19 protein-coding genes are annotated in these 22,560 nt (G+C 65.7%); 5 read left to right on the top strand and 14 right to left on the bottom strand.

The genetic code is table 11. The features are described 5' to 3' along the window. Positions 1–311: 311 nt before the first annotated feature. Complete coding sequence (locus tag C8J45_RS04730; protein ID WP_181321115.1) at positions 312–2,504, bottom strand: ComEC/Rec2 family competence protein; 2,193 nt, start codon at positions 2,502–2,504, stop codon at positions 312–314. 90 nt (positions 2,505–2,594) lie between these two features. Here C8J45_RS04730 and gltX point away from each other — a divergent pair, with 90 nt between their 5' ends. The 3 genes from gltX to C8J45_RS04715 are packed head-to-tail and all read left to right on the top strand — an operon-like array spanning position 2,595 to position 5,537. After that, a complete protein-coding gene (gene gltX / locus C8J45_RS04725; protein ID WP_374956416.1) occupies positions 2,595–4,025 on the top strand; it encodes a glutamate--tRNA ligase in 1,431 nt (476 codons plus the stop codon). 25 nt (positions 4,026–4,050) lie between these two features. Beyond that, positions 4,051–5,334 (top strand): citrate synthase, encoded by a 1,284-nt coding sequence (locus C8J45_RS04720; RefSeq protein ID WP_107962027.1) that lies wholly within the window; start codon positions 4,051–4,053, stop codon positions 5,332–5,334. Next, complete coding sequence (locus tag C8J45_RS04715; RefSeq protein ID WP_107962026.1) at positions 5,334–5,537, top strand: hypothetical protein; 204 nt, start codon at positions 5,334–5,336, stop codon at positions 5,535–5,537. The genes C8J45_RS04720 and C8J45_RS04715 overlap by 1 nt, the downstream gene beginning before the upstream one ends. On the opposite strand, the gene C8J45_RS04710 is transcribed toward C8J45_RS04715, so the two are convergent. The 4 genes from C8J45_RS04710 to C8J45_RS04695 all read right to left on the bottom strand — a co-directional run bounded on the left by C8J45_RS04710 (position 5,511) and on the right by C8J45_RS04695 (position 9,565). After that, on the bottom strand, positions 5,511–6,890 hold the full coding sequence (locus C8J45_RS04710) for a sensor histidine kinase KdpD (RefSeq protein ID WP_107962025.1): 1,380 nt from the start codon (positions 6,888–6,890) through the stop codon (positions 5,511–5,513). The genes C8J45_RS04715 and C8J45_RS04710 overlap by 27 nt on opposite strands. After that, positions 6,887–7,978: a DUF2336 domain-containing protein gene (locus C8J45_RS04705; RefSeq protein WP_107962024.1), complete on the bottom strand. Its 1,092-nt coding sequence runs from the start codon at positions 7,976–7,978 to the stop codon at positions 6,887–6,889. The genes C8J45_RS04710 and C8J45_RS04705 overlap by 4 nt, the downstream gene beginning before the upstream one ends. A gap of 35 nt (positions 7,979–8,013) precedes the next feature. Further along, the gene (locus C8J45_RS04700; protein WP_107962023.1) at positions 8,014–9,195 is read right to left on the bottom strand and encodes a hypothetical protein; all 1,182 of its coding nucleotides are present in this window, start codon (positions 9,193–9,195) and stop codon (positions 8,014–8,016) included. A gap of 79 nt (positions 9,196–9,274) precedes the next feature. After that, the gene (locus C8J45_RS04695; protein ID WP_107962022.1) at positions 9,275–9,565 is read right to left on the bottom strand and encodes an Hpt domain-containing protein; all 291 of its coding nucleotides are present in this window, start codon (positions 9,563–9,565) and stop codon (positions 9,275–9,277) included. Between the two features lie 103 nt (positions 9,566–9,668). On the opposite strand from C8J45_RS04695, the gene C8J45_RS04690 reads away from it, so the two are divergent. Continuing rightward, positions 9,669–11,954 carry a hypothetical protein gene (locus tag C8J45_RS04690; protein WP_258191281.1) on the top strand — a complete coding sequence of 762 codons (2,286 nt, stop codon included), beginning with the start codon at positions 9,669–9,671 and terminating at the stop codon, positions 11,952–11,954. 76 nt (positions 11,955–12,030) lie between these two features. Further along, complete coding sequence (locus C8J45_RS04685; RefSeq protein WP_107962020.1) at positions 12,031–12,810, top strand: SDR family oxidoreductase; 780 nt, start codon at positions 12,031–12,033, stop codon at positions 12,808–12,810. A gap of 148 nt (positions 12,811–12,958) precedes the next feature. Here C8J45_RS04685 and C8J45_RS04680 read toward each other — a convergent pair whose 3' ends face one another. From C8J45_RS04680 to C8J45_RS04640, 9 genes are all read right to left on the bottom strand, one after another. Further along, positions 12,959–13,240, bottom strand: coding sequence for a DUF1467 family protein (locus C8J45_RS04680; protein ID WP_107962019.1), 282 nt, complete (start codon positions 13,238–13,240; stop codon positions 12,959–12,961). A 4-nt stretch (positions 13,241–13,244) separates the two neighbouring features. Next, positions 13,245–14,882, bottom strand: coding sequence for a ribonuclease J (locus tag C8J45_RS04675; RefSeq protein WP_107962018.1), 1,638 nt, complete (start codon positions 14,880–14,882; stop codon positions 13,245–13,247). A 63-nt stretch (positions 14,883–14,945) separates the two neighbouring features. After that, positions 14,946–15,722: a type III pantothenate kinase gene (locus C8J45_RS04670; RefSeq protein ID WP_107962017.1), complete on the bottom strand. Its 777-nt coding sequence runs from the start codon at positions 15,720–15,722 to the stop codon at positions 14,946–14,948. Positions 15,723–15,732: 10 nt separating this feature from the next. Then, positions 15,733–16,464, bottom strand: coding sequence for a biotin--[acetyl-CoA-carboxylase] ligase (locus C8J45_RS04665; protein WP_107962269.1), 732 nt, complete (start codon positions 16,462–16,464; stop codon positions 15,733–15,735). 2 nt (positions 16,465–16,466) lie between these two features. Continuing rightward, positions 16,467–17,912 (bottom strand): NADH-quinone oxidoreductase subunit NuoN, encoded by a 1,446-nt coding sequence (gene nuoN, locus C8J45_RS04660; RefSeq protein WP_107962016.1) that lies wholly within the window; start codon positions 17,910–17,912, stop codon positions 16,467–16,469. Then, on the bottom strand, positions 17,912–19,447 hold the full coding sequence (locus C8J45_RS04655) for an NADH-quinone oxidoreductase subunit M (protein WP_107962015.1): 1,536 nt from the start codon (positions 19,445–19,447) through the stop codon (positions 17,912–17,914). The genes nuoN and C8J45_RS04655 overlap by 1 nt, the downstream gene beginning before the upstream one ends. After that, the gene (gene nuoL, locus C8J45_RS04650) at positions 19,447–21,552 is read right to left on the bottom strand and encodes an NADH-quinone oxidoreductase subunit L (RefSeq protein WP_107962014.1); all 2,106 of its coding nucleotides are present in this window, start codon (positions 21,550–21,552) and stop codon (positions 19,447–19,449) included. The genes C8J45_RS04655 and nuoL overlap by 1 nt, the downstream gene beginning before the upstream one ends. A gap of 5 nt (positions 21,553–21,557) precedes the next feature. Beyond that, a complete protein-coding gene (gene nuoK, locus C8J45_RS04645; protein ID WP_082441002.1) occupies positions 21,558–21,866 on the bottom strand; it encodes an NADH-quinone oxidoreductase subunit NuoK in 309 nt (102 codons plus the stop codon). Beyond that, the gene (locus C8J45_RS04640; RefSeq protein ID WP_056048540.1) at positions 21,863–22,474 is read right to left on the bottom strand and encodes an NADH-quinone oxidoreductase subunit J; all 612 of its coding nucleotides are present in this window, start codon (positions 22,472–22,474) and stop codon (positions 21,863–21,865) included. Before C8J45_RS04640 ends, nuoK begins: the two co-directional genes overlap by 4 nt. Between the last annotated feature and the right edge of the window lie 86 nt (positions 22,475–22,560).

Below are 22,560 nucleotides of genomic sequence, written 5' to 3'. Positions count from 1 at the left end.
CGAGAAGAACGCCGCTGTTCCAAATGCCTTCGGAATGAGACCCAGACAACCGCCCGCCAAATTTACTCTGCCCTGCAAAACTTCTCCGCGTCTCCGCGTCTCCGCGTGAACATTCATCTAACTACAATCTCCTGCGGCTACGGATGATTGTGTTCACGCAAAAGCGCAAAAGGGCGAAGCTGTTGTGTCTGGACCAGCCTACCGTCCTTCCCGGGCACAGAGGAATCCGACATGACGCTCTCGTTTGTTGAAATGGCCGCGGTTTATTGGATCATGCCGCCTTCGCGCCTTCGCGTGATCAATTTTACGCGTCAGCGTTTCCCATTTACTCGAAACGCCGATGCTGAACCCCGAAACCCGCCCTGCTGCGGCTTGAATGGGGTGCGTTCGAGGATTGGCGGGTCGCGCCAAGGGTGGCGGTCGCCCGCGTTCAGTATCGTCACGACCGTCCCCGCCCCCAAGGTCAGCGAGACGCCGCCCGTACGCCGGAGTACACGACGATCCAGTTTCAGCCACCGCGGTACGCACCGCTTCGGCAGACCGCGTTCGCTGACAACAACGTCGGCGCTCCGACAGGCGGTGATCAGCTCGGCGATCGGGACCATATAGGCGCTGCGCGTCGCAAGGACCCGCCACATCCGTCCCCGTGCGGCGATATCGGTGACGCACAGATCGCGACTGCACCGCGCGTCGGGTTGGTCCGCCAGCAGCAGCGGTTCGCCATCCACGCCGCCGTTCTCCGCCAGCATGTCCCGCGTATAGTCGCCGGCCTTATCCCGCAGCATTGCGAGCCCCGCGCCCGTGCGCACCGCGACATGGCGCCCGTCACCGGTGACGAGAACATCCGGGGCCGGCGTCGTCAGCGCCCAGATCGCGCCGATCACCAGCGGGACCAGCCCGAGCCGTCGCCACCGCGTTCGCCACAAGGCGATCCATATGCCACCGACGATCATCAGCGCGAACGCCGCCGTCGGCATCGCGGGCAAGGACCGCACCGAGCCTGGCGCGCTTGCAACGATATGCGCGAGCCACAGCAGCGTATCGAGCGACCGTTGGACCAGCCACCATATCGGCGCCCCCAGCCCGCCGGCATCGAGTAGCAACGCCAAAGCCTCCAGTGGCATAACCACGAAGGTCGTCAGGGGAATCGCGATGATGTTGGCGAAGGCGCCGTAAAGCCCGGCCTTATGGAAATGATAGACCGCGATCGGCATGAGTGCGAACTCGACGAGCAGGCCGGTGAGTAACAGTGATGCTACCCCGCGAGCGAGCCGGCGCGGTCGCCCCTCCTCATGGGGCCCGAAAAACGCGCGAACGGAAGGGTGCTCGTGCAGCGCCATGATCGCAGTTATCGCCGCAAACGAGAGTTGAAAGCTCGGCCCCGCCGCCGATTCGGGAAGGACGAGCATGACGCACGCCGCGCCTGCCGCGACGAGGCGCAAGGTCATCGCCTCGCGCCCCAGCGCCAGCGCCGCCAACACGAGCAGCGCGGCGACGCACGACCGGATCGTCGGAACCTGGCTTCCAGTCAGCAACGTATAGCCGATTGCCGCAGCTGCGCCCGCCAACGCAGCGATCAACGGCAAGCGGGCGTGCAGCGCCAACCAAGGACTCAGCGCCAGCAGCCGCAGCACGATCAACATCGTCGCGGCTACCGCAGCCGTAATATGCAATCCGCTCACCGACAGCAGATGCGCGAGCCCAGCGCGGCGCATCGCCTCCGAGTCCTCCTCGCTAATCGTGCCGACGTCGCCGGTGGCTAGTGCGGCGGCGATCCCGCCCGCGCTGCCATTCAGTCGCGAGACAATATGGCGCGACAGCGCGACGCGGATGCCGGCTCCCGACTCGCTCGGCGTCGTCACAACCACCGGTGCGAAACCTCTTCCTGTCGCTCCGATCCCGCCGAACCAAGCAACTCGGGCGAAATCGTAGGCGCCCGGAACCGCGGGCAGCGGCGGCGGCATCAGCCGCGCCCGCAGATGCACGACCGCTCCCGTTCCCAGCTGCTTCGGCGCATCCGCTTCCGCCAGATTAACGCGGACGCGGTATGGCAGGGCAACCGGTTGCCCGTCGGTCTGGGCGCCCTTCCCGATCGGCAGCAGCGTCAGCCGGACCAGCTTGCGCGCCACCAGCGGTTCGATCGCCTCGACCTTTGCAGAGAAGCTCGCGATCGTCGGTCCGCCCAACACCGGCCGGGCCACCGACTCCGATCGCGCCCAGATGAGACCCAAGCCCAACGCCGCCGTCAGCAACCCGATCGCCAGCGACCGCGCGGCACGCCCGCCCTGCCCCACCGCCAAACACGCCAGCCCACTCGCCATCAGCAACAAAATCGCTACGCACCAAGCAGCCGGATCCGGCAGCGCGAACCACAGCGCGATCCCGCCGCCCAGCATCACCGGCAACCACAAGACCAGCTGGTCGCGCTCCGCCTCGAGCCAGCGTTCCACGGCAAGCTCGACGACGGCCAGCCCGACGACAGCCCCCCATCGCGGCACGCCCATTTGTCGCCGCCAAGGACGCATGCTAGGGGCGGCGACGGCTGTCATGGCCATCGTTTCTCCATCGTTCTTACAGTCTGGGAGCACCCGCGGTTGGGCGCAATATCTGATACGGGCACCGCCAATTCGGCCGCACCCGTGGTTACCCGTTTCGCTCCGTCGCCGACGGGGTTCCTGCATCTAGGCGGCGCGCGCACCGCGCTGTTCAACTGGCTGTTCGCAAAGGCGAACGGGGGTAAATTCCTGCTGCGGATCGAGGATACCGACCGGGTCCGCTCGACCCAGCCGGCGATCGACGCGATCATCGACGGGATGCGCTGGCTCGGACTCGACTGGGACGGCGACGTCGTCATGCAGTTCGCCGGCGCCGAGCGTCACGCGCAGGTCGCGCACGAAATGGTCGCGAACGGCCACGCCTATCGCTGCTACATGACCGCGGAAGAAATCGCCGTGATGCGTGCCGAAGCACAGGCCGCGAAGAAGCCGCTCCGCATCCGCAGCCCCTGGCGCGACCGCCCCGAGAGCGAAGCGCCGAACCTTCCCCATGTCGTCCGCCTGCGTGCGCCGCAGGAAGGCGCCGTCACGATCGAGGACCGCGTGCAAGGCGCCGTCACGGTCAAGAACGAAGAGATCGACGACCTCGTCCTGCTCCGCTCGGACGGCACGCCGACCTACATGCTCGCGGTCGTCGTCGACGATCACGACATGGGCGTGACGCACGTCATCCGCGGCGACGATCACCTCAACAACGCGTTCCGCCAGTTGCCGATCTACCGCGCGATGGGCTGGCCCGAGCCGATCTACGCGCATATCCCGCTGATCCACGGCCCCGACGGCGCCAAGCTGTCGAAGCGTCACGGCGCGGTGGGCATCGAGGCCTACCGCGACGAGATGGGCATCCTGCCCGAGGCGTTCGACAATTACCTGCTCCGGCTCGGCTGGGGTCACGGCGACGACGAGATCATCAGCCGCGAGCAGGCAGTCGAGTGGTTCGACCTGTCGGGCGTCGGCAAGTCGCCGTCACGCTTCGACCTGAAGAAGCTCGAGAACCTCAATGGCCATTACATCCGCGAAGCCGACGACGCGCGCCTTGCGCAACTCGCGGCGGATCGTCTCGGCCACGATCTGCCGACCGGCGGACTGGACCTGCTCACGCGCGCGATGCCGGTCCTCAAGCCCCGTGCCGCGAACCTGAACGAGCTGGCCGAGGGATCGAATTTCCTGTTCAGCCAGCGCCCATTGGCAATGGATGACGCCGCAGCGAGCCTTTTGCAAGGTGAAGCGAGTGTCATTTTGGCGAACGCGCATGCCGAACTTGACGCGCTCGCCGAGTGGGATACGGAGGCGCTCGAAGGCGCGGTACGGCGCGTGGCCGAAGCGCGGGGCGTCAAGCTCGGCCAGGTCGCACAGCCGCTTCGCGCCGCGCTGACGGGACGCAAGACGTCGCCGGGGATCTTCGACGTGCTCGACCTGCTCGGGCGCGACGAGAGCCTGGGACGGATCGCCGACCGGATGGCTAGCTGATAAGATTTCGAGGAAGGATACAAGCATGAGCGAGACCGCAACCCTCAAGGTCGACGGCAAGGATTTCCAGTATCCGGTGATGTCCGGTACGGTCGGACCCGATGTCATCGATATCCGCAAGCTGTACGCGCAGACGGACAATTTCACCTATGATCCGGGCTTCACCTCGACGGCGTCGTGCCAGTCGAAGCTGACCTACATCGATGGTGACGCGGGCACGCTGCTGCACCGCGGCTACACGATCGGCGAGCTGGCCGAACAGTCGAACTTCATGGAAGTCGCCTATCTGCTTCTCAACGGCGAACTGCCGAGCGAAGACGAGCTGGCGAACTTTTCGAACACGATCACGCGCCACACGATGGTGCACGAGCAGCTCGCGCAGTTCTTCCGTGGCTTCCGCCGCGACGCGCATCCGATGGCGATCCTGTGCGGTGTCGTCGGCGCGCTGTCGGCGTTCTATCACGATTCGACCGACATCCACGATCCGGCACAGCGCGTCATCGCGTCGCACCGCCTGATCGCCAAGATGCCGACGATCGCCGCGATGGCGTACAAGTACAGCGTCGGCCAGCCGTTCGTCTATCCGGACAACACGCTGAGCTACACCGGCAATTTCCTGAAGATGACGTTCGGCGTGCCGGCCGAGAAGTACGTCGTGAACCCGATCGTCGAAAAGGCGATGGACCGCATCTTCATCCTCCACGCCGATCACGAGCAGAACGCGTCGACCTCGACCGTCCGTCTCGCCGGTTCGTCGGGCGCCAACCCGTTCGCGTGCATCGCCGCCGGCATCGCCTGCCTGTGGGGCCCCGCGCACGGCGGCGCGAACGAAGCTGCGCTCAACATGCTGCATGAGATCGGCACCGTCGACCGCATCCCCGAGTATATCGCCCGCGCCAAGGACAAGAACGATCCGTTCCGCCTGATGGGCTTCGGTCACCGCGTCTACAAGAACTACGATCCGCGCGCGGCCGTCATGCAGACGACCGTCAAGGAAGTGCTCGGCGAGCTTGGCGTCACCGACCCTGTGTTCGACGTCGCAATCGAGCTCGAGCGTCTGGCGCTCAGCGATCCGTACTTCATCGAGAAAAAGCTGTTCCCGAACGTCGACTTCTATTCGGGCGTGATCCTGTCGGCGATCGGCTTCCCGACCTCGATGTTCACCGTCCTCTTCGCGCTCGCCCGCACCGTCGGCTGGGTCGCGCAGTGGAACGAGATGATCACCGATCCCGACCAGAAGATCGGCCGTCCGCGCCAGCTCTACAGCGGCCCGACCGCGCGTGACTACGTCCCGATGGCATCACGCTGATGAAGACGCTCCGGCCGATCCTGATGATCGTCGGCGTGCTCAGCGCGCTGATGGGTCTGCTCTGGATCGGCCAGGGGCTCGGATACGTCCATTGGCCGCAGTCGAGCTTCATGCTCGACCAGCGGCCATGGGCGGATCGCGGCGCATTCCTCGCCGCGTTCGGCCTCGCGCTGATCCTAGTGGCGCGCCGGATCCGCCGGTAGGGTCAAGACGAACCGCGCGCCTTCGCCGGGCGCGCTTTCGATCATGAGATCGCCCTGCATCGCCCGCGCCAAGCGCCGTGCTATGTACAGGCCAAGCCCGTTGCCGCCGGCCTCCGACGGATCGACCCGCTCGAACTTCTCGAAAATCCGGATCTGATCCTTGGGTGCGACGCCCTTGCCCTGATCCGCGACGACGACGATCGCCTGCGTCTCGGACCGCTCCACCGACACCGTGACATGCGACCCCGCGGGCGAATAACGCACCGCATTGCCGACGAGATTGACCAGGATCTGGAGCACACGCCGGAAATCACCGAGTGCCGGCACGCGTGCGTCCATCGCCGGCCGAACGATCGTCACCTCGGCATTGCTCGCGCGTACAGTCAGCAGACCCGCGGCGCGGCGGGCGACGTCGGCGAGGTCGATCGGCTCGGGTGCCAGCGCGAAGTCCGGACGCTCGACCGCCTGGAGATCAACGAGGTCGTCGACCAGTTCAAGCAGATGCCGCCCCGCGCTGGCGATATCCGCGGCGTAGTCGGCATAATCATGCTGCACCGGGCCATCGGCCTGCGCGTTGATGCTGTCGGCGTTGGCGACGATCCGCGCGAGCGGAATCCGCAACGCCTTGTCGAGCCCACTCGTGAAGGTCGGCGACAGCGTTGCGGTTTCAGCGGACGGCGCGACGTCCTCGACAACCATCCGCGCGACGCCGACGAACCCGGCGAAATCGCCCGAAGCATCGTGACGCACGTTCGCAGTCAGCGTTACCGCACGTCCCGAGCTCCGTAACCTGGCCGGTTGCGCCGCCATGGCACGCCGCCGGGCGAGCGAATCGAGGATCGGCAACGTCCCGTCGGTGCCGGCATCGAGCGCAAACATCGCGGTCAGCGGCTGGCCGAGCAACGCGAAGGCGTCGAAGCCATGCTTCGGCCCCGCGTCGAGCGTCACGAACGTCAGCCGCAGCGCGGAATCGGTCTCCCATCGCCAGTCGGTATCGCTGCCGAGGAAATCATTCTGCGCGTCGGGTGCAGGGCGGGTCGGACGCCACGCGGCGATCTCGCGCCAGCCGCTGACCGTCAGCCGCACATTCTCGCCGTCGGGTTGCGCGCGCACCCAGAGGTCGACGTCGGTCTCGTCATCCGCGACCACCACGCCGCGCGACACGACGATCCCGAGCCGCCGTGCCAGCCGCGCGATCGTTGCGAGTTGTGGCACCGCCAGCGGCGCGCCGCGCATCCCGCCCGCGCGCTGGTTGAGTGCGATCAGCGCCGGGTCAGCGAACGACAGCGAACCGTCGGGTGCGACGATCGCATGCGCAATCGGACTTTCGATCGAAGGGTCGAACACGCTCATCGCCGATCCGTACGCGCCAGCGCGCGCAACGCCATCCGAAAATCGCGGTTCAGTGCCAACGGTGCGATCGACGCCCGCGCATCCTCGACGCCGATCGATACGATCGCATCCAGCGTATCGGCAAATGCCTCGATATCGCGCCGCGGATCGGCTTCGGACAGCGCCAGCCCGATCCTGGCGATCGTCGGTCGATCCATGTCGAGCGCACGCAACGCCAGCCACAGCCGATCGCCATCCGGCTCGAGCGTGATCGATCGCGCCTGATCGAACGCGATGCCGAGCGCATGCGCGAGGACCGCGACGAACAGCGACAGCCGCCGGTCGCCGATCGATTCGACCAGGACGGCGGCCAATTCATTGGGGCGCGCGTCCAGCGCCTTGGCCAGCCGCATGGCGACCGCGTCGGGCCGCTCGCCTTCGTCATGCGCGGCAAGGCTGCGCTCGGCCGCATCGGTGATCGCCCGGTCGCTCTCGCGTGTGGACTTCAAACCATCGCGGATCGCCGCCGCGACCCACCAGACCAGCCGGTGGTGCAGCTCGGCCGGCAGTTCGCTCCCGCCTGCCGATCCCAGTTCGTTCGCGACCCGCCGTCGGCTTTCCGCCGCCAGCAACGCAGACGCCGCCGACGCCACGATGCTGTCGGGCACCCCTGCCAGTCGTACCAGCAGGCTCGCCTCGTTGGGTTCGGCTACCTCGACGGGCAGCGATGCCGCGATCAGATCATGCCGGACGCGGGCAATGAGTTCCTCCATCAACTCTTCGTCACGGAGCAATCCAGCGCGCGTCAGGCGTTCGACGACGCCCCCCGCCCCCGCCTTGAGGATCGCCTCGCCTGCGCGCATCGCCCCGTCACCCGCCAGCAGCCGCGCCGCATGTCGCCGGATATCCCACTCGATCGCACCGACGATCGCGCCGAGCACATGCGCCAGCATCAGCCGCGTCCGGTCGTCGAGCCGCGCGTCCGCATCCAGGAAAAAGTCGGCAATCGTGCCCGCCAACCGCGCTTCCGCCCGCAGGCGTGCAGTCTCCGCCCGCGTCACCGGATCGTAGGACGGCATAGCGTCATGCATCGTTGGGCCGACCGACATGATCCCGTGCTTAGCCCCCGGTCGTTAAGGTCCGCCTAAGGCGTGCGACGCAATCGTTCGATTACTGCCGCCAGCGTCGCGGTCGCATACACTGCCGTCAGCCCCAGCCCAAACACCGGAAAACCGACCAGCGCAAACACGGCAACGATCAGCAGATAGGCCGCGGGGCTGCCCCACCAGAGCTGCCGTTCGCGTTCGACGATGGCGCGCTCCGCGAGCCCACCGATCGCGACAAGCGCAGTGCCAATCGCCAAGGCCGTGTTCTCGCCAGCGTAACCGCTGACGAAGAACGCGAAGACGAGGATCGCGGCGGCAACGACTCCAGCGATTGCCAGCGTCTGACCATGCGCCATCGGCTCCTCGTCGCGGAGTCCGCTCAATACCGAACCCAGCGCCAACGCGATGCACCCGATCAACGCGACCAGAAGCCCGACCGACGACAATCCGAAGCCGATCGTCACCAGCCCGGCGACGCCCAGTGCCAACCCGGCCGCACCGACGGTCGTACCTGCCGCGCCGCGATCGACGAGCAGCGGCAACGCCAGTCGCGCGATCGGCGCGAGCACGAAGCGGTCGAACCAGCCCCGCCGTCCCGACACGATCGTCATCAGCACCGCGCGACCACGCTCCTCCAGCGTCCGTGCCTGACGCTCGATCCCGTGCCCGCCGCGCACTGCGTCGGTCGGCAACAGCACATGGATCGCGCGCGACTGCACCGCGAGCCGCAACAGCGACGACTGGAGATCGTAATCCTGCGGCAACGCGGCCACTTCGGCGATCCGGCTCGAACTGAGGCGCGCGACGCCGGCCCATGCCATCTGCCCGCCGACACGCTCGAACCCCGGACCTGCATCGCTCTCGGGCACGACGAGCAGGCAATCGCCTTCCTCGGTCGCCATCGCCTTTACGATCGCCTCGGTCGTGACCAGCCCGTCGCCGAGCATCAGCACGCGCGCCAGCGGATGAAGTTTCTCGACCGCTTCGGTCGCGGAGCGCACCGTATCGACGCTGACGCCGCGCCGCCCGATGCGGTTAATCGCGCCAAGCAGTTCGGGGGTCATCCGCGCGACGACGACGATAACCTGCGACACGCCGGCCGCGATCAGCAACCGCGCCTGGTATTCGATAAGCGTGACGCCACTGAACGGCAGCGTCGCGGCCAGACGATCGGGCCGATCGTCGGCGTCGTGAATTGCAAATAATAGGCCGGCAAGCATGCGCGGCTGTTAGGCGGTACGCGCCGTCCTGCAAAGCCCGCGTTCGGCCGAACCGCCCCGCTATATGGTCGGAACCGCGTTACAGGCGGGAAATCGCTCGGCGAAGTTTCTTCAGACCCTCGGCATCACGCGGGTCTTCGGCGACCTCCGTCGCGAGTGCCATCAGTCGCACGGCGCCGAAACTCGCCGCCAATCCCCGCAGTCGCCATGCCGCTGCCCGCCACTCCTCTGCGTCCACCGCCAGCGTCATCGCGGTCAGCACGCGCTCCGCACTTTCGACGAACGCGCTACGCAGATCGGCGATCAGCGCCGGATCGTCGCCGACCGCAGCCGCGAGCGTCGTACCGATAGCTCCGGGATCATACGCCATGCCGCCCTGCTTACCGGACGGATGCTTAAGCAAAGCTTGCACTATGCATTTTGTCTGCCTGCGTTTCGTGATACCTCCGACACTCATGAACGGGGGTTCGTCAATGATCGGGTTTCGCGCGACGGCAGGCAATGCCCATCCCATTCGCGCGGATATCGTGATGGATCCGGTGATAGAAGACATGTCCGACACCGTCCTAGAAACACGCTTTGATGAGGTTTATCAAGAGCCTGCGCCCGAACGTGGGCGTCTCTACGCAGGTATCGCGGTCGCCATCGTGGTGGTCTGGCTCGCGGCGATGCTCTGGCTCGCGCGCGGATCGCTCGCAACCATCGAGCCGATTGCGCTCGTCCAGTTCATCGCCGCGCTCTGCATCGTCCCCGCGCTGATCGGCATCGTCTGGCTACTCGCGATGCGGACCAGCCGTAGCGAGGCGCACCGGTTCGGTATCACCGCGCAGGCGATGCGCGACGAAGCTGCCAGCCTCGAACGCACCGTCGCCGCACTCTCGAACACGATCGACGCCAACCGCCAGCACCTCGCCGAGCAGCTCAACGCACTGATGGCGATGGGCGGCGGTGCGACCGAGCAACTCGCAGCGATCGGTCGCGGCATGGTGTCCGAGATCGACCAGGCCGCGGCGCACGCGCGCAACCTCGCGACCTCGACGGCCGGCGCGCAGACCAGCCTCGGCGTCCTGATCGCCACCCTCCCCCGCGCGCAGGCCGACATCGACGACGTCGCCAAGCGCCTCGAGCGCACCGGGCTGTCGGCGAGCGAACACGCCGCAGCGCTCGACGCGCAGATCGTCGCGCTGGCCGAACGCGGCCGCGACGCCGACGCGATGGCCAGCGGCGCGGCACAGCGTCTCGCCGCGCATATCGTCCGGATGGAGGCGACCAGCCAGACCGCTGGCGCGCATCTCGAATCGGTCACCGACGGCATGTCCGCGGCGGTCGACGCGCTGCTCAACCGCACCGCCGACGCGGTCGATCACTCGCGCCGTGGCATCGCCGCGCAGGGTGACGCGATGCTGGCAATGGTCGGCGCGAACCAGGCCGCGCTCGACAGCGCCGCCCGCGACAGCGCGGAAGCGCTCGCCAAGCGGATTGCCAGCGTCGAGGACGCGATCGAACGCGTCGCCATCCGCCTCGACCTGCAACGCAGCGCCGGCGACCGGATCGTCGACGACCTCCACACCGGGCTCGGCGAAGTCGAATCGCGGATCGAACTGCTCCATCGCCACGGCACCGAGCGCACGCAGGACCTCGCGGCATCGATCAGCGCTCTCGGCGGCTCTGCCGACGCGATGACCGAAGCGTTGCGGGCCGGCGACGACATGGCGCACCGGACGATCGCGACGACCGAGACGCTGCTCGTCGCACTCGATGCGGCCGCGCGCGAGATCGATGAGACCATGCCTGAAGCACTGGGTCGCCTCGATACGCAAGTTCTAGCCAGCAAGAGCATCGTCGTCTCGGCACGCCCCGAACTGCTCGCGCTCGTCACTGCCGCGGAGAGCACGCACGACGCGATCGAGGCGATTGCCGGCGTCATCGGCGAACAGCGCCATGTGCTCGACACACTCTCGACCGACCTGCTCAACACGCTCAACACCGGCCGCGCGAAGGCCGATGCGCTCGGTCACATGGTCGATGAAGCTATCGGCCGGACGCAGCATTTTGCCGAAGACGCCGCGCCGCAGTTGATCGAGGCGCTCCACCGCGTGCGCGAGACCGCCGCGGTCGCCGCCGACAAGGCGCGCGAGACGCTGTCGAAGGTCATCCCCGAAGCCGCAGCCGCACTCGAAGCCGCCAGCGCCGACGCGATGCGCCGCGCCACCAACGACACGGTGGAGCGTCAGGTCAAGGCGCTCACCGACGCCACCAGCGCCGCGGTCGATGCCGCCACCGGCGCGACCGAACGCCTCGCGCGCGAAGTCCAGGCGATCGTCGATCAGACAGCGATCGTCGAAACACGGCTTCAAGAAGCCCGCACCGAGCGCGAAGATGCCGATCAGGACACGTTCGCGCGACGCGTCTCGCTGCTGATCGAATCGCTCAACTCCGCCTCGATCGACATCACCAAGGCGATCGCACCCGAAATCTCCGACAGTGCCTGGGGAGCGTACCTCAAGGGCGACCGCGGTGTCTTCACGCGTCGCGCGGTCCGTATTCTGGACGCCAGCGAAGTCCGCGAGATCGCCGGCCTGTACGACGAGGACGAGACCTTCCGCGAGATGGTCAACCGCTACATCCACGACTTCGAAGCGATGCTCCGCACGATCCTGACGCAACGCGACGGCTCGCCGCTCGGGGTCACGTTGCTGTCGTCCGACATGGGCAAGCTGTACGTGGCACTGGCACAGGCGATCGAGCGCCTGCGCTGAAAACGACCTCCCGAAATGATTCAACGTCACCGATAACGGAGCAATCCGCCGACCGGACTCATATTTCGAGGCTCACATGCCCAGACTAAACACCAAAATTTGCGTCGTTACCGGCGCCGCGCGCGGTATTGGCCGCGCGATTGCCGAGCGCTTCCATGCCGAGGGCGCGATCGTCATCCTCACCGATATCGACGAAACCGCCGGCGCCGAGACTGCGGCGGCCATCGGCTGCCGGTTTGAAAAGCTCGACGTCCGCGAAGAAGCGGATTGGCAGCGTCTGGCGGCGGTCGTTCCGGTGGCTGACGTCGTCGTAAACAACGCGGGCGTGACGGGTTTCGAGCACGGCATGGTCGCGCACGATCCCGAGCATGCGACCTTGTCGGACTGGCGCGCGATTCATGCGGTCAACCTCGACGGTACGTTTCTCGGCTGCCGCTATGCGATTGGTGCGATGAAAGCCGCGGGCTCGGGCTCGATCATCAACATCTCTTCGCGGTCGGGGCTGGTCGGCATTCCCCTCGCTGCAGCCTATGCGTCGTCGAAGGCGGCGATCCGGAATCACAGCAAGACGGTGGCGCTGTATTGCGCACAGCAGGGGTGGAAGATCCGCTGCAACTCGGTGCATCCCGCGGCGATCCTGACGCCGATCTGGGAGCCGCTGCTCGGGGATGGGGCGGACCGGGAGGCGCGGATGGCGGCGCTGGTGGCCGACACGCCGTTGAAACGGTTCGGAATGCCGGACGAGGTGGCCGCGGTCGCGGTGATGCTCGCATCGGACGAGGCGACGTATATTACGGGGACGGAGATCAACATCGATGGCGGTCTGCTGGCAGGCTCAGCCGCGTCGCCGGGGTGATGCTCACCTTTTGATCCTCCCCCGCAAGGGGGAGGTGGCTGGCACTTGCCAGACGGAGGGCGAGGTAAGGGAAACCTCTGTTCCGTGCCCTCCCCCTCCGTCACCTTCGGTGCCACCTCCCCCTGGCGGGGGAGGATCGCAAGGTCGTTCAGCGCGTGACCATATTCCCGCGATCGAACAGGTCGACCGTCTGCGGCGTGATCCACCCGTACAAATAGTTCAGCTGGAACAGCACGAACAGCACCGTCGCGACGACAGTCACCCGCCACGCCGTCCGCCCCGACCGAAACTCATGCGGCGCGCTTTCCGCTTGGCCGGGGACGTGTTCGCCCCCGACCTCACGCGTCGTCTTCACGCCGAATGGCAGAACCAGGAACACCGAGAACGACCAGAACAGGACGTAGATCGCGAGTGCCGAGGTCCAGCGCATCCGATCAGCCCTCGATCAGCAGGACATCGACGATCGGCTGCTTGCCGGTCCAGCGCTTGGCGACCTTGCGGACCGCGAGACGGATCTGCTCGCGCATCTTCTCGCTCTCGCGCTTGCCGCCACGTACCGTATCCGCGGCTGCCTGGACCGCATCGGCGATGAACGCCGCACGGTCTTCCTCGACCGGCACGCCCTGCACGCGAACCTGCGGCTGGCCGACCATCCGGCCGTCCTTGCCGAGCGCGACACCGACCGAGATCTGGCCGTTGATCGCCAGCTTGCGTCGCTCGCTCAGCGTCGCGCCGTCTGCGGGCAGGATCACGTCGCCGTCGAGCACCAGACGCCCGACCGTCGCGTTGCCGATCTTCGCCGGGCCCTTGGGCGCCAGACGGATGATGTCGCCGTTGCTCTGCACGATCGCGCGCGGAATGCCCTGCTCGAGCCCGAAGCGCGCATGCTCCATCATGTGGCGCATCTCGCCGTGCGTCGGCACGAGCACGTCAGGCCGCAGCCAGTCGTACATCTGCGCGAGTTCCGGCTGACCCGGATGGCCCGAGACATGGACATGCGCCTGGCGCTCGGTGATCATGCGGATGCCCTTGGCCGCCAGCGTGTTCTGGATGCGTCCGATCTGGACCTCGTTGCCCGGGATCTGCTTCGACGAGAAGATCACCGTGTCGTCGGCGTCGAGCGTGATCGTGTGCTGGCCATTGGCGACACGCGCCAGCGCCGCGCGCTCTTCACCCTGGCCACCGGTGGCGATGATCAGCACCTTGTTCTTGGGCAGGCGCATTGCCTCGTCGGGGCTGATCGTGTCGGGGAAATCCTTCAGATAGCCCGTCGCGCGTGCCACCTTGATGATCCGGTCGAGCGAGCGTCCGGTCACACACAGCTTGCGCCCGGTTTCCTTCGCGACTTCGCCGAACGTGTGCAGACGCGCCGCGTTCGACGCGAAGCTGGTGATCATCACGCGGCCCTTGGCCTTGCTGACCTCCTCGAACAGACCTTTCCGCACGGTGCTCTCGCTGCCCGACGCAGTGGTGTTGAAGATGTTGGTCGAATCGCAGACGAGCACGTCGACGCCCTTGTCGCCGATCGCCATGAAGCCCTCGGGCGTGGTTGGATTGCCGATCACCGGGTTCTTGTCGAGCTTCCAGTCGCCGGTGTGGAACACGCGGCCGTAAGGCGTATCGATCAGCAGCGCGTTCGCCTCGGGGATCGAATGCGACATCTCGACGAAGGTGAAGCCGAACGGGCCGAGCTGGAAATTGCCGCCCATCGGGATCATCTTGAGCTTCACGCGGTTGGCGATGCCCTCTTCCTCGAGCTTGCCACGGATCAGGCCCATCGTGAACGGGGTTGCGTAGATCGGCACGCCGAGGTCTTCGGCGAGATACGGCAGCGAGCCGATGTGATCTTCATGACCATGCGTGATGACGATGCCGAGCAGGTCGTCAATCCGGTCCTCGATAAAGGACAGGTCGGGCAGGATGACGTCGACGCCGGGATATTGCGGATCGGCGAAGGTGATGCCGAGATCGACCATCACCCACTTGCCCTGGCAGCCGTACAGGTTGACGTTCATGCCGATTTCGCCGGAGCCGCCAAGGCCACAGAAAAGGAGTTCGTTCTTCGGAGTCATTGATTACTTTCAGGATTATACAGGAATATGGCCCGCAGGCCGGTCGGCGCGAGCCCAATGGCCCTAGATGTGGTGACGATCCCACATCATCGCCAGCCCCTGGATCGTCAGGTCGGCTTCGATGACGTCGAACACGTCGGTCTGTTTCTCGAATAATGTGGCAAGGCCGCCGGTGGCGACGACCTTCACGGGACGGCCGATCTCGCGCTTCATCCGCGCGACCAGCCCCTCGATCATCGCGACATAGCCCCAATAGATGCCGATGTGCATCTGCGAGACGGTATTGAGCCCGATTACGCTTGTGTCCACCGGTGCCTCGATCGCGATCCGCGGCAGTTTCGCCGCGGCGGTCACCAGCGCGTCGAGCGAAAGGTTGATCCCCGGCGCGATGATCCCGCCCTTGTACGCGCCGCTATAATCGACGACGTCGAAGGTGGTCGCGGTGCCGAAGTCGATCACGATCAGGTCGCCGGGATGCAGCGCATGTGCGGCGATCGTGTTGACCGCCCTGTCGGCGCCGAGCGAGGCAGGCTCATCGACATCGATCGCGATGCCCCATTCGACCGGCGCATGGCCAGCGATCAGCGCGTCGGTGTTGAAGTATTTCGACGCGAGCACCTGAAGATTGTGGAGCGCGCGCGGCACGACGGTGGCGACGATAACGCCCTCCACGGCGGTGCGATCATGCCCGCCGAGCTGCATCAGCTGGCTCAGCCACACCGCATACTCGTCCGCCGTCCGCCGCGGATCGGTTGCGATCCGCCACCGCGCGACGATCTCATCGCTCTCGACGAGCGCGAACACGACATTGGTATTGCCGGCATCGATCGCGAGCAGCATCAGCGGGGCCTCAAAGCAGGAAGACGTCGGCAGCGTGAATGACACGCCGCTCGCCAGACGCCAAGCGGAGGATCAGCGCGCCGTCACTGTCGAGCCCGACGAACAGGCCGTCGATCCCGCTGCCATCGGGGAGGCGAGCGGTCAACGCTGTACCGGCCGGGTGCGCGCAATCGACCCAGCGCTCACGCACGGGCGCGATACCCTCGGTACGCCAGCGGCCGATCCAGCGCGCGAAACTGTCGGCGAGGATGTCGAGGAACATCGCCGGATCGACCACCACGCCGTGCGCCGCGAGATCGGTCGTCGCTCGGTCGGGCAGATCGGGATGATGTGCGATGTTGACACCGTAGCCGACGATCACCGCATTGTCCGCGCGTTCGAGCAGGATGCCCGAGAGCTTGGCGTCCGCAAGCAGCAGGTCATTGGGCCATTTCAGGACCAGCGTTTCGCTCGCATCGGTCGTGCCCTGGCATATCCCGGCGACCAGGAAGGTCGACACCGTTTCCTGCAAGGCGACCGCGGCGACAAGCGCGAGGCTGGCGGCTGGCGGATCGTTCGGCCGCAATCGGACCAGCGTGCTGGCGTAGAGATTACCTTCGGGCGACGACCATTCGCGCCCTAGCCGCCCCCGCCCCGCCGTCTGCCGGATCGCGCGCAACCAGAGACCGTCTTCGGCACCGCCGCGTGCAAGCTCCAGCAGGTCGGCGTTGGTCGATCCTGTTTCCGCGACGGTGCGGATGATGCTCAGAACAACGCCCGTGCGGCCGCCATCGTCCACGCGCCGAGCACGGGGATGAGGAGGTAGCCGGCTGGCGACACGAACACGGCGGCAATGGCGATCAGGCCACCCTCGACCTTGCCGTCCATCGGCGCGAACGCCGGGGCCGGATCGTCGAAGTACATCGTCTTGACGACGCGCAGGTAATAATACGCGCCGATCACCGAGGCGGCGATGCCGACCACTGCCAGCGGGAACAGCCCCGCGTCGACCGCTGCGCTGAACACCGCGAACTTCGCGTAGAAGCCGAACAGCGGCGGGATGCCGGCGAGGCTGAACATGAAGATCGCAAGTGCCGCTGCGAGTGCAGGCCGCGTCCGCGACATGCCGGCGAGGCTGTCGATCGTCTCGACCGGCTGCCCGTCGTCACCACGCATCTGCAACACGACCAGGAACGAACCGAGCGTCATCGCGACGTAGATCGTCAGGTACATCAGCACGCCCGACACGCCTTCCGGCGTCCCGGCCGCAAGACCGATCAGCGCGAAGCCGACATTGTTGATCGACGAATAGGCGAGCAGCCGCTTGATGTTGGTCTGGCCGATCGCCGCCACCGCACCGAGGATGATCGAGGCGAGTGCCGCGAAGATCACGATCTGGCGCCACTGGTCGGTCGCCGGGCCCATCGCATCGACCGCCACGCGGACGCTGAGCGCAAGCGCCGCGACCTTGGGGGCGGACGCAAAGAACGCGGTGACCGGGGTCGGTGCGCCCTCGTACACGTCGGGCGTCCACATGTGGAACGGCACGGCGCTGATCTTGAACGCAAGGCCGGCGAACACGAACACAAGACCGAACAGCAAGCCGAGCGACTTCGTGCCGGCATAGGCCTCCGAGATACCCGAGAACAACGTCGTGCCGCTGAACCCGTAGACCAGCGAAATGCCGTACAGCAGAATGCCGCTCGCGAGCGCGCCGAGCACGAAATACTTCAGGCCGGCTTCCGCCGAGCGCCCATCGCGCCGCATGAAGCTGGCGAGGACATAGGCCGCAAGGCTCTGGAGCTCGAGGCCCACATACAGCGTCAGCATGTCGGTGGCCGAGACCATGATGCCCATGCCGCATGCCGAGAGCAGGATCAGCACCGGATATTCCGGACGCAGATCGTCGCCGTGCGTGCGCGCGAAGAAGCTCGGCGCCATGACGATCGCGACCGCCGAGGCGATATAGATCAGCACCTTGGCGAACGCGCCGAACGCGTCCGCGCGGTAGAGGCCGTCGAACGCATAGCCGCCCGACGACGCCGGCCCGACCAATGCGATCCCTGCCCCGACGAGGACGAACACAGCGGCGATCGAGACAGCCCGCGTGGACTTGTCCCCGCCCCAGGCCGAGACGAGCATCAGGGCGATCGCTCCCAACGCCAGCACCAGTTCGGGCAGCGTCATGGCGATATTAGCGGCGTAATCCATCAGTGTGCCTCCCCGTGCGCGGCACTATGGACGGTTGCAGCGGGCTTCCCCGCAGTTGGGTTGGAATCACTGGCCGGCTTGGCGCGGTCGACACGGGCGAGAAGCACGCCCACGTCCTTGCGCATCGGTGCGAGGAAGCTCTCGGGATACACGCCCATCCACAGCACGACGGCTGCGATCGGTGCGAGCAGCCACATCTCGCGACCCGACAGGTCGACCATCGCGCGGACGTCGTCCGACTTGATCTCGCCGAACACGACGCGGCGGTACAGGAACAGCATGTACGCGGCGCCGAGGATGATGCTCGTTGTGCAGAGCAGCGCGGTCCAGGTCGAGACCTGATACGTGCCCATCAGCGACAGGAACTCGGCGACGAAGCCGCTGGTGCCAGGCAGGCCGATCGAGGCCATCGTGAAGAACAAGAAGAAGATCGCGTACTTCGGCATGTTGATCGCGAGGCCGCCATAACGCGAGATCTCCCGGGTATGGAGCTGGTCGTAGATCACGCCGACGCACAGGAACAACGCACCCGATACCAGGCCGTGGCTCAGCATCATGATCATCGCGCCTTCGATGCCCTGCCGGTTGAACGCGAACAGACCGATCGTGACGATCGCCATGTGCGCCACCGACGAATAGGCGATCAGCTTCTTCATGTCCGACTGCACGAGCGCGACGAGCGACGTGTAGATCACCGCGACCGCCGATAGGCCGAAGATCAGCCAGGTCAACTGGCCCGAGGCTTCGGGGAACATCGGCACCAGGAAGCGCAGGAAGCCGTATCCGCCCAGCTTCAGCAGCACGCCTGCCAGGATCACCGAGCCTGCGGTCGGCGCCTGAACGTGCGCGTCGGGCAACCAGGTGTGGACCGGCCACATCGGCATCTTGACCGCGAACGACGCGAAGAACGCCAGCCACAGCCACGTCTGCACGTGCGCCGGGAAGTCGTAGTTCATCAGCGCCGGGATGCTGGTCGTGCCCGCGGTTTTCGCCATGTACAGCATCGCGATGAACATCAGGACCGAGCCGAGCAGCGTATACAGGAAGAACTTGTACGACGCGTAGATCCGGTTCGCGCCGCCCCATATGCCGATGATCAGGTACATCGGGATCAGGCCGGCTTCGAAGAACACGTAGAACAGGAACAGGTCCTGCGCCGCGAACGTGCCGATCATCAGCACTTCGGTGAACAGGAACGCCGCCATGTATTCGGGCACGCGGGTGGTGATCGAGCGCCAGCTGGCACCGATGCAGATCGGCATCAGGAACACGCTGAGCATGATCAGCATCAGCGCGAAGCCGTCGATGCCGAGCGACCAGCCGAACGGGCCGAAGATGCCGGGAGCATGCTCGACGAACTGCCACTGCGCGCCGCCGATGTCGTAATTCATCCACAGCATGATGCCGAGAACGAAGTCGATCAGCGTCGCCGCCAGAGCCAGCGTCCGCGCCGTATTCGCCGAAACGAACAGGCACACGACGGCCGCGATCATCGGGACCGCGATCAGGACGGAGAGGATAGGAAAGCCGGTCATTACAGTCCGATCGCCCAGGTTACGGCTGCGGTCAGCCCGATCAGCATGACGAAGGCATAGGTGTAGAGGTATCCCGTCTGGAAGCGGTTGGCCACGCGGGCACCGATCTGGACGACCCAGGTCGCGCCGTCGGGCCCGAACCGGTTGATCGTCTTCTCGTCGCCGCGGTGCCACAGGAAGCGGCCGATCGCGAACGCCGGGCGGACGAAGATCAGGTCGTACAACTCGTCGAAATACCACTTATGCAGCAGGAAGTCGTAGAGCACGCCGAACTGTTCGACAACCTTGGCCGGGAATGTCGGTGCCTTGATATAAGCGTACCAGGCGGTCAGCAGGCCGAGCAGCATCGCGATCGTCGCCGACAGTTTGATCAGCAACGGCACGCCGTGCATCTCGTGCATCAGATGTTCGCGGAACGCGAGTGCGCCCTTCCAGAACTCTTCGCCTGCGGTCGGCTCGATGAAGAAGCCGTGGAACACGAAGCCGGCAAGGACTGCGCCGATCGACAGGACGATCAGCGGGATCAGCATCGGCAGCGGGCTCTCGTGCGGGTGATACCCGCCATCGCCTTCGGCCGGTGCATGCGCCGCGTCGTGATGACCATGCGGTGCGTGCCCTGCGTCCTCGGCCTGCGCCGGGTTCGCGTGGTGATCGTCGACATGATGCGCGTCATGCGCATGATCGTCGTGACCGTGTGCGTCGTGAAGCGCGTGCTGGATGTGCTCCGATGCGGCCCAGCGTGGCTTGCCCCAGAAGGTCAGGAACATCACGCGCCACGAATAGAAGCTGGTCAGCAACGCGACGAGCACACCGACGAACCACACGCCCGACTGACCCGCAGCCCAGCTCGCCTCGATGATCGCATCCTTCGAATGGAAGCCTGCAAAGCCGATCGCGGTGTTGCCAAATATGCCGGGAATGCCAACGCCGGTGATCGCGAGCGTACCCGCCATCATCGCCCAGAACGTAACCGGAATCTTCTTACGCAGACCGCCATAATAGCGCATGTCCTGCTCGTGGTGCATCGCATGGATGACCGAGCCCGCGCCGAGGAACAGCAGCGCCTTGAAGAACGCGTGGGTGAAAAGGTGGAACATCGCCGCGCCGTACGCGCCGACACCCGCCGCGAAGAACATGTAGCCGAGCTGCGAGCAGGTCGAATACGCTATCACGCGCTTGATGTCGGTCTGCACGAGGCCGCAGGTCGCCGCGAACAAACAGGTCGCGGCACCGACCGAGGTCACCACGGTCAGCGCGACCGGACTCATCTCGAACATCGGCGACAGGCGGCAGACCATGAACACGCCGGCCGTAACCATCGTCGCCGCGTGGATCAGTGCCGACACCGGGGTCGGGCCCTCCATCGCGTCCGGCAACCAGGTGTGCAGGCCGAGCTGTGCCGACTTGCCCATCGCGCCGACGAAGAGCAGCAGGCAGAGCACCGTCATCGTATCGAAGCGGTAGCCGAGGAAGCCCAGCGTCGAGCCCGCCATGCCAGGGGCCGCGGCTAGGATCTCGGGGATCGAGACCGTGCCGAACACCAGGAACGTGCCGAAGATGCCGAGCATGAAGCCGAGATCGCCGACGCGGTTGACGACGAACGCCTTGATCGCCGCTGCGCTGGCGGACGGCTTGCGGAACCAGAAGCCGATCAGGAGGTAGGATGCGAGACCCACGCCTTCCCAACCGAAGAACATCTGGACGAGGTTGTTCGCCGTCACGAGCATCAGCATCGCGAAGGTAAACAGCGACAGATACGCGAAGAAGCGCGGCTGGTCGGGATCCTCGTCCATATAGCCCCAGCTATACAGATGGACGAGCGCCGAGACCGACGTGACGACCACGAGCATCACCGCGGTCAAAGCATCGACGCGCAGCGACCACGCGACGTTCATGTCGCCGGAGTGGATGAAGTCGAGCAGCGGCGCGACGGTCGCAGTGCTTGTGCCCGAGAGGAAACCGATGAAGATCGGCCAGGACAACAGGCACGACGCGAACAGCGCAGCCGTAGTGACGAGTTTCGCCGGCACGTTGCCGATCGCGCGATTGCCGAACCCGGCAACGATCGCGGCCAGTAGCGGCAGGAAGACGATAAGCTGGATCAACCGTATTACCCCTTCATCCGGTTGACGTCGTCGACCGCGATGGTGCCGCGACCGCGGAAATAGATCACGAGAATGGCGAGGCCGATAGCGGCTTCACCCGCGGCGACCGTCAGCACGAACATCGCGAACACCTGTCCAACGAGATCGTGGAGGAACGCCGAGAACGCGACGAGATTGATGTTCACCGCCAGCAAGATCAGCTCGATCGCCATCAGGATGACGATGAGGTTCTTGCGGTTCAGAAAGATGCCGAGCACCCCCATCGTGAACAGGATCGCCGCGACGACCAGATAATGGACGAGACCGATCGTCACAGTTCGACTCCCTGCCCGACGACCGGGCTCGTGTTGCGCGTGGCGTCCTGCGGACGACGTGCGTTCTGGCGGCTGATGTTCTGCGCCTTGACGCCGCCACGCTGGCGGTGGGTCAGCACGATCGCACCGATCATCGCAACCAGCAGCACCAGGCCGGCACCCTCGAACACGAACAGATAGCGCGTGTAGAGCAGGTTACCGATCGCCTGGATGTTGGGCACGGTGTCGTCGATCGGTGCGGCACGACGTGCAAGCTGGATCGGGCCGGTGCTCCATGCTCCGATCGCGATCATCACCTCGGCGGCGAGCGCCACCGCAAGTGCGAGACCGATCCCGAAATACCGGGCGACGCCTGCGCGCAGCTCGGTAAAGTCGATGTCGAGCATCATGACCACGAACAGGAACAGCACCGCGACCGCGCCGACATAGACGATGACGAGCAGCATCGCGATAAACTCGGCACCGACCAGGATCATCAGGCCGGCCGCGTTGAAGAACGCGAGGATCAGCCACATCACCGAATGGACCGGATTGCGCGACGCGATCGTCAGCGCGCCCGACAGGACGACGACGAAGGCGAAGAGGTAGAAGGCTAAGGCCTGAATCATGAGGTCCTCGTCACCCCAGCGAACGCTGGGGTCTCAAGCCGCGCGGGCGCGCTCTGAAACGGGGAGATCCCAGCCTGCGCTGGGAT

It is taken from the genome of Sphingomonas sp. PP-CE-3G-477 (genome assembly GCF_003050745.1).
Classification (GTDB): Bacteria; Pseudomonadota; Alphaproteobacteria; order Sphingomonadales; family Sphingomonadaceae; genus Sphingomonas.
This window is presented reverse-complemented; position numbering and strand designations above follow the sequence as displayed.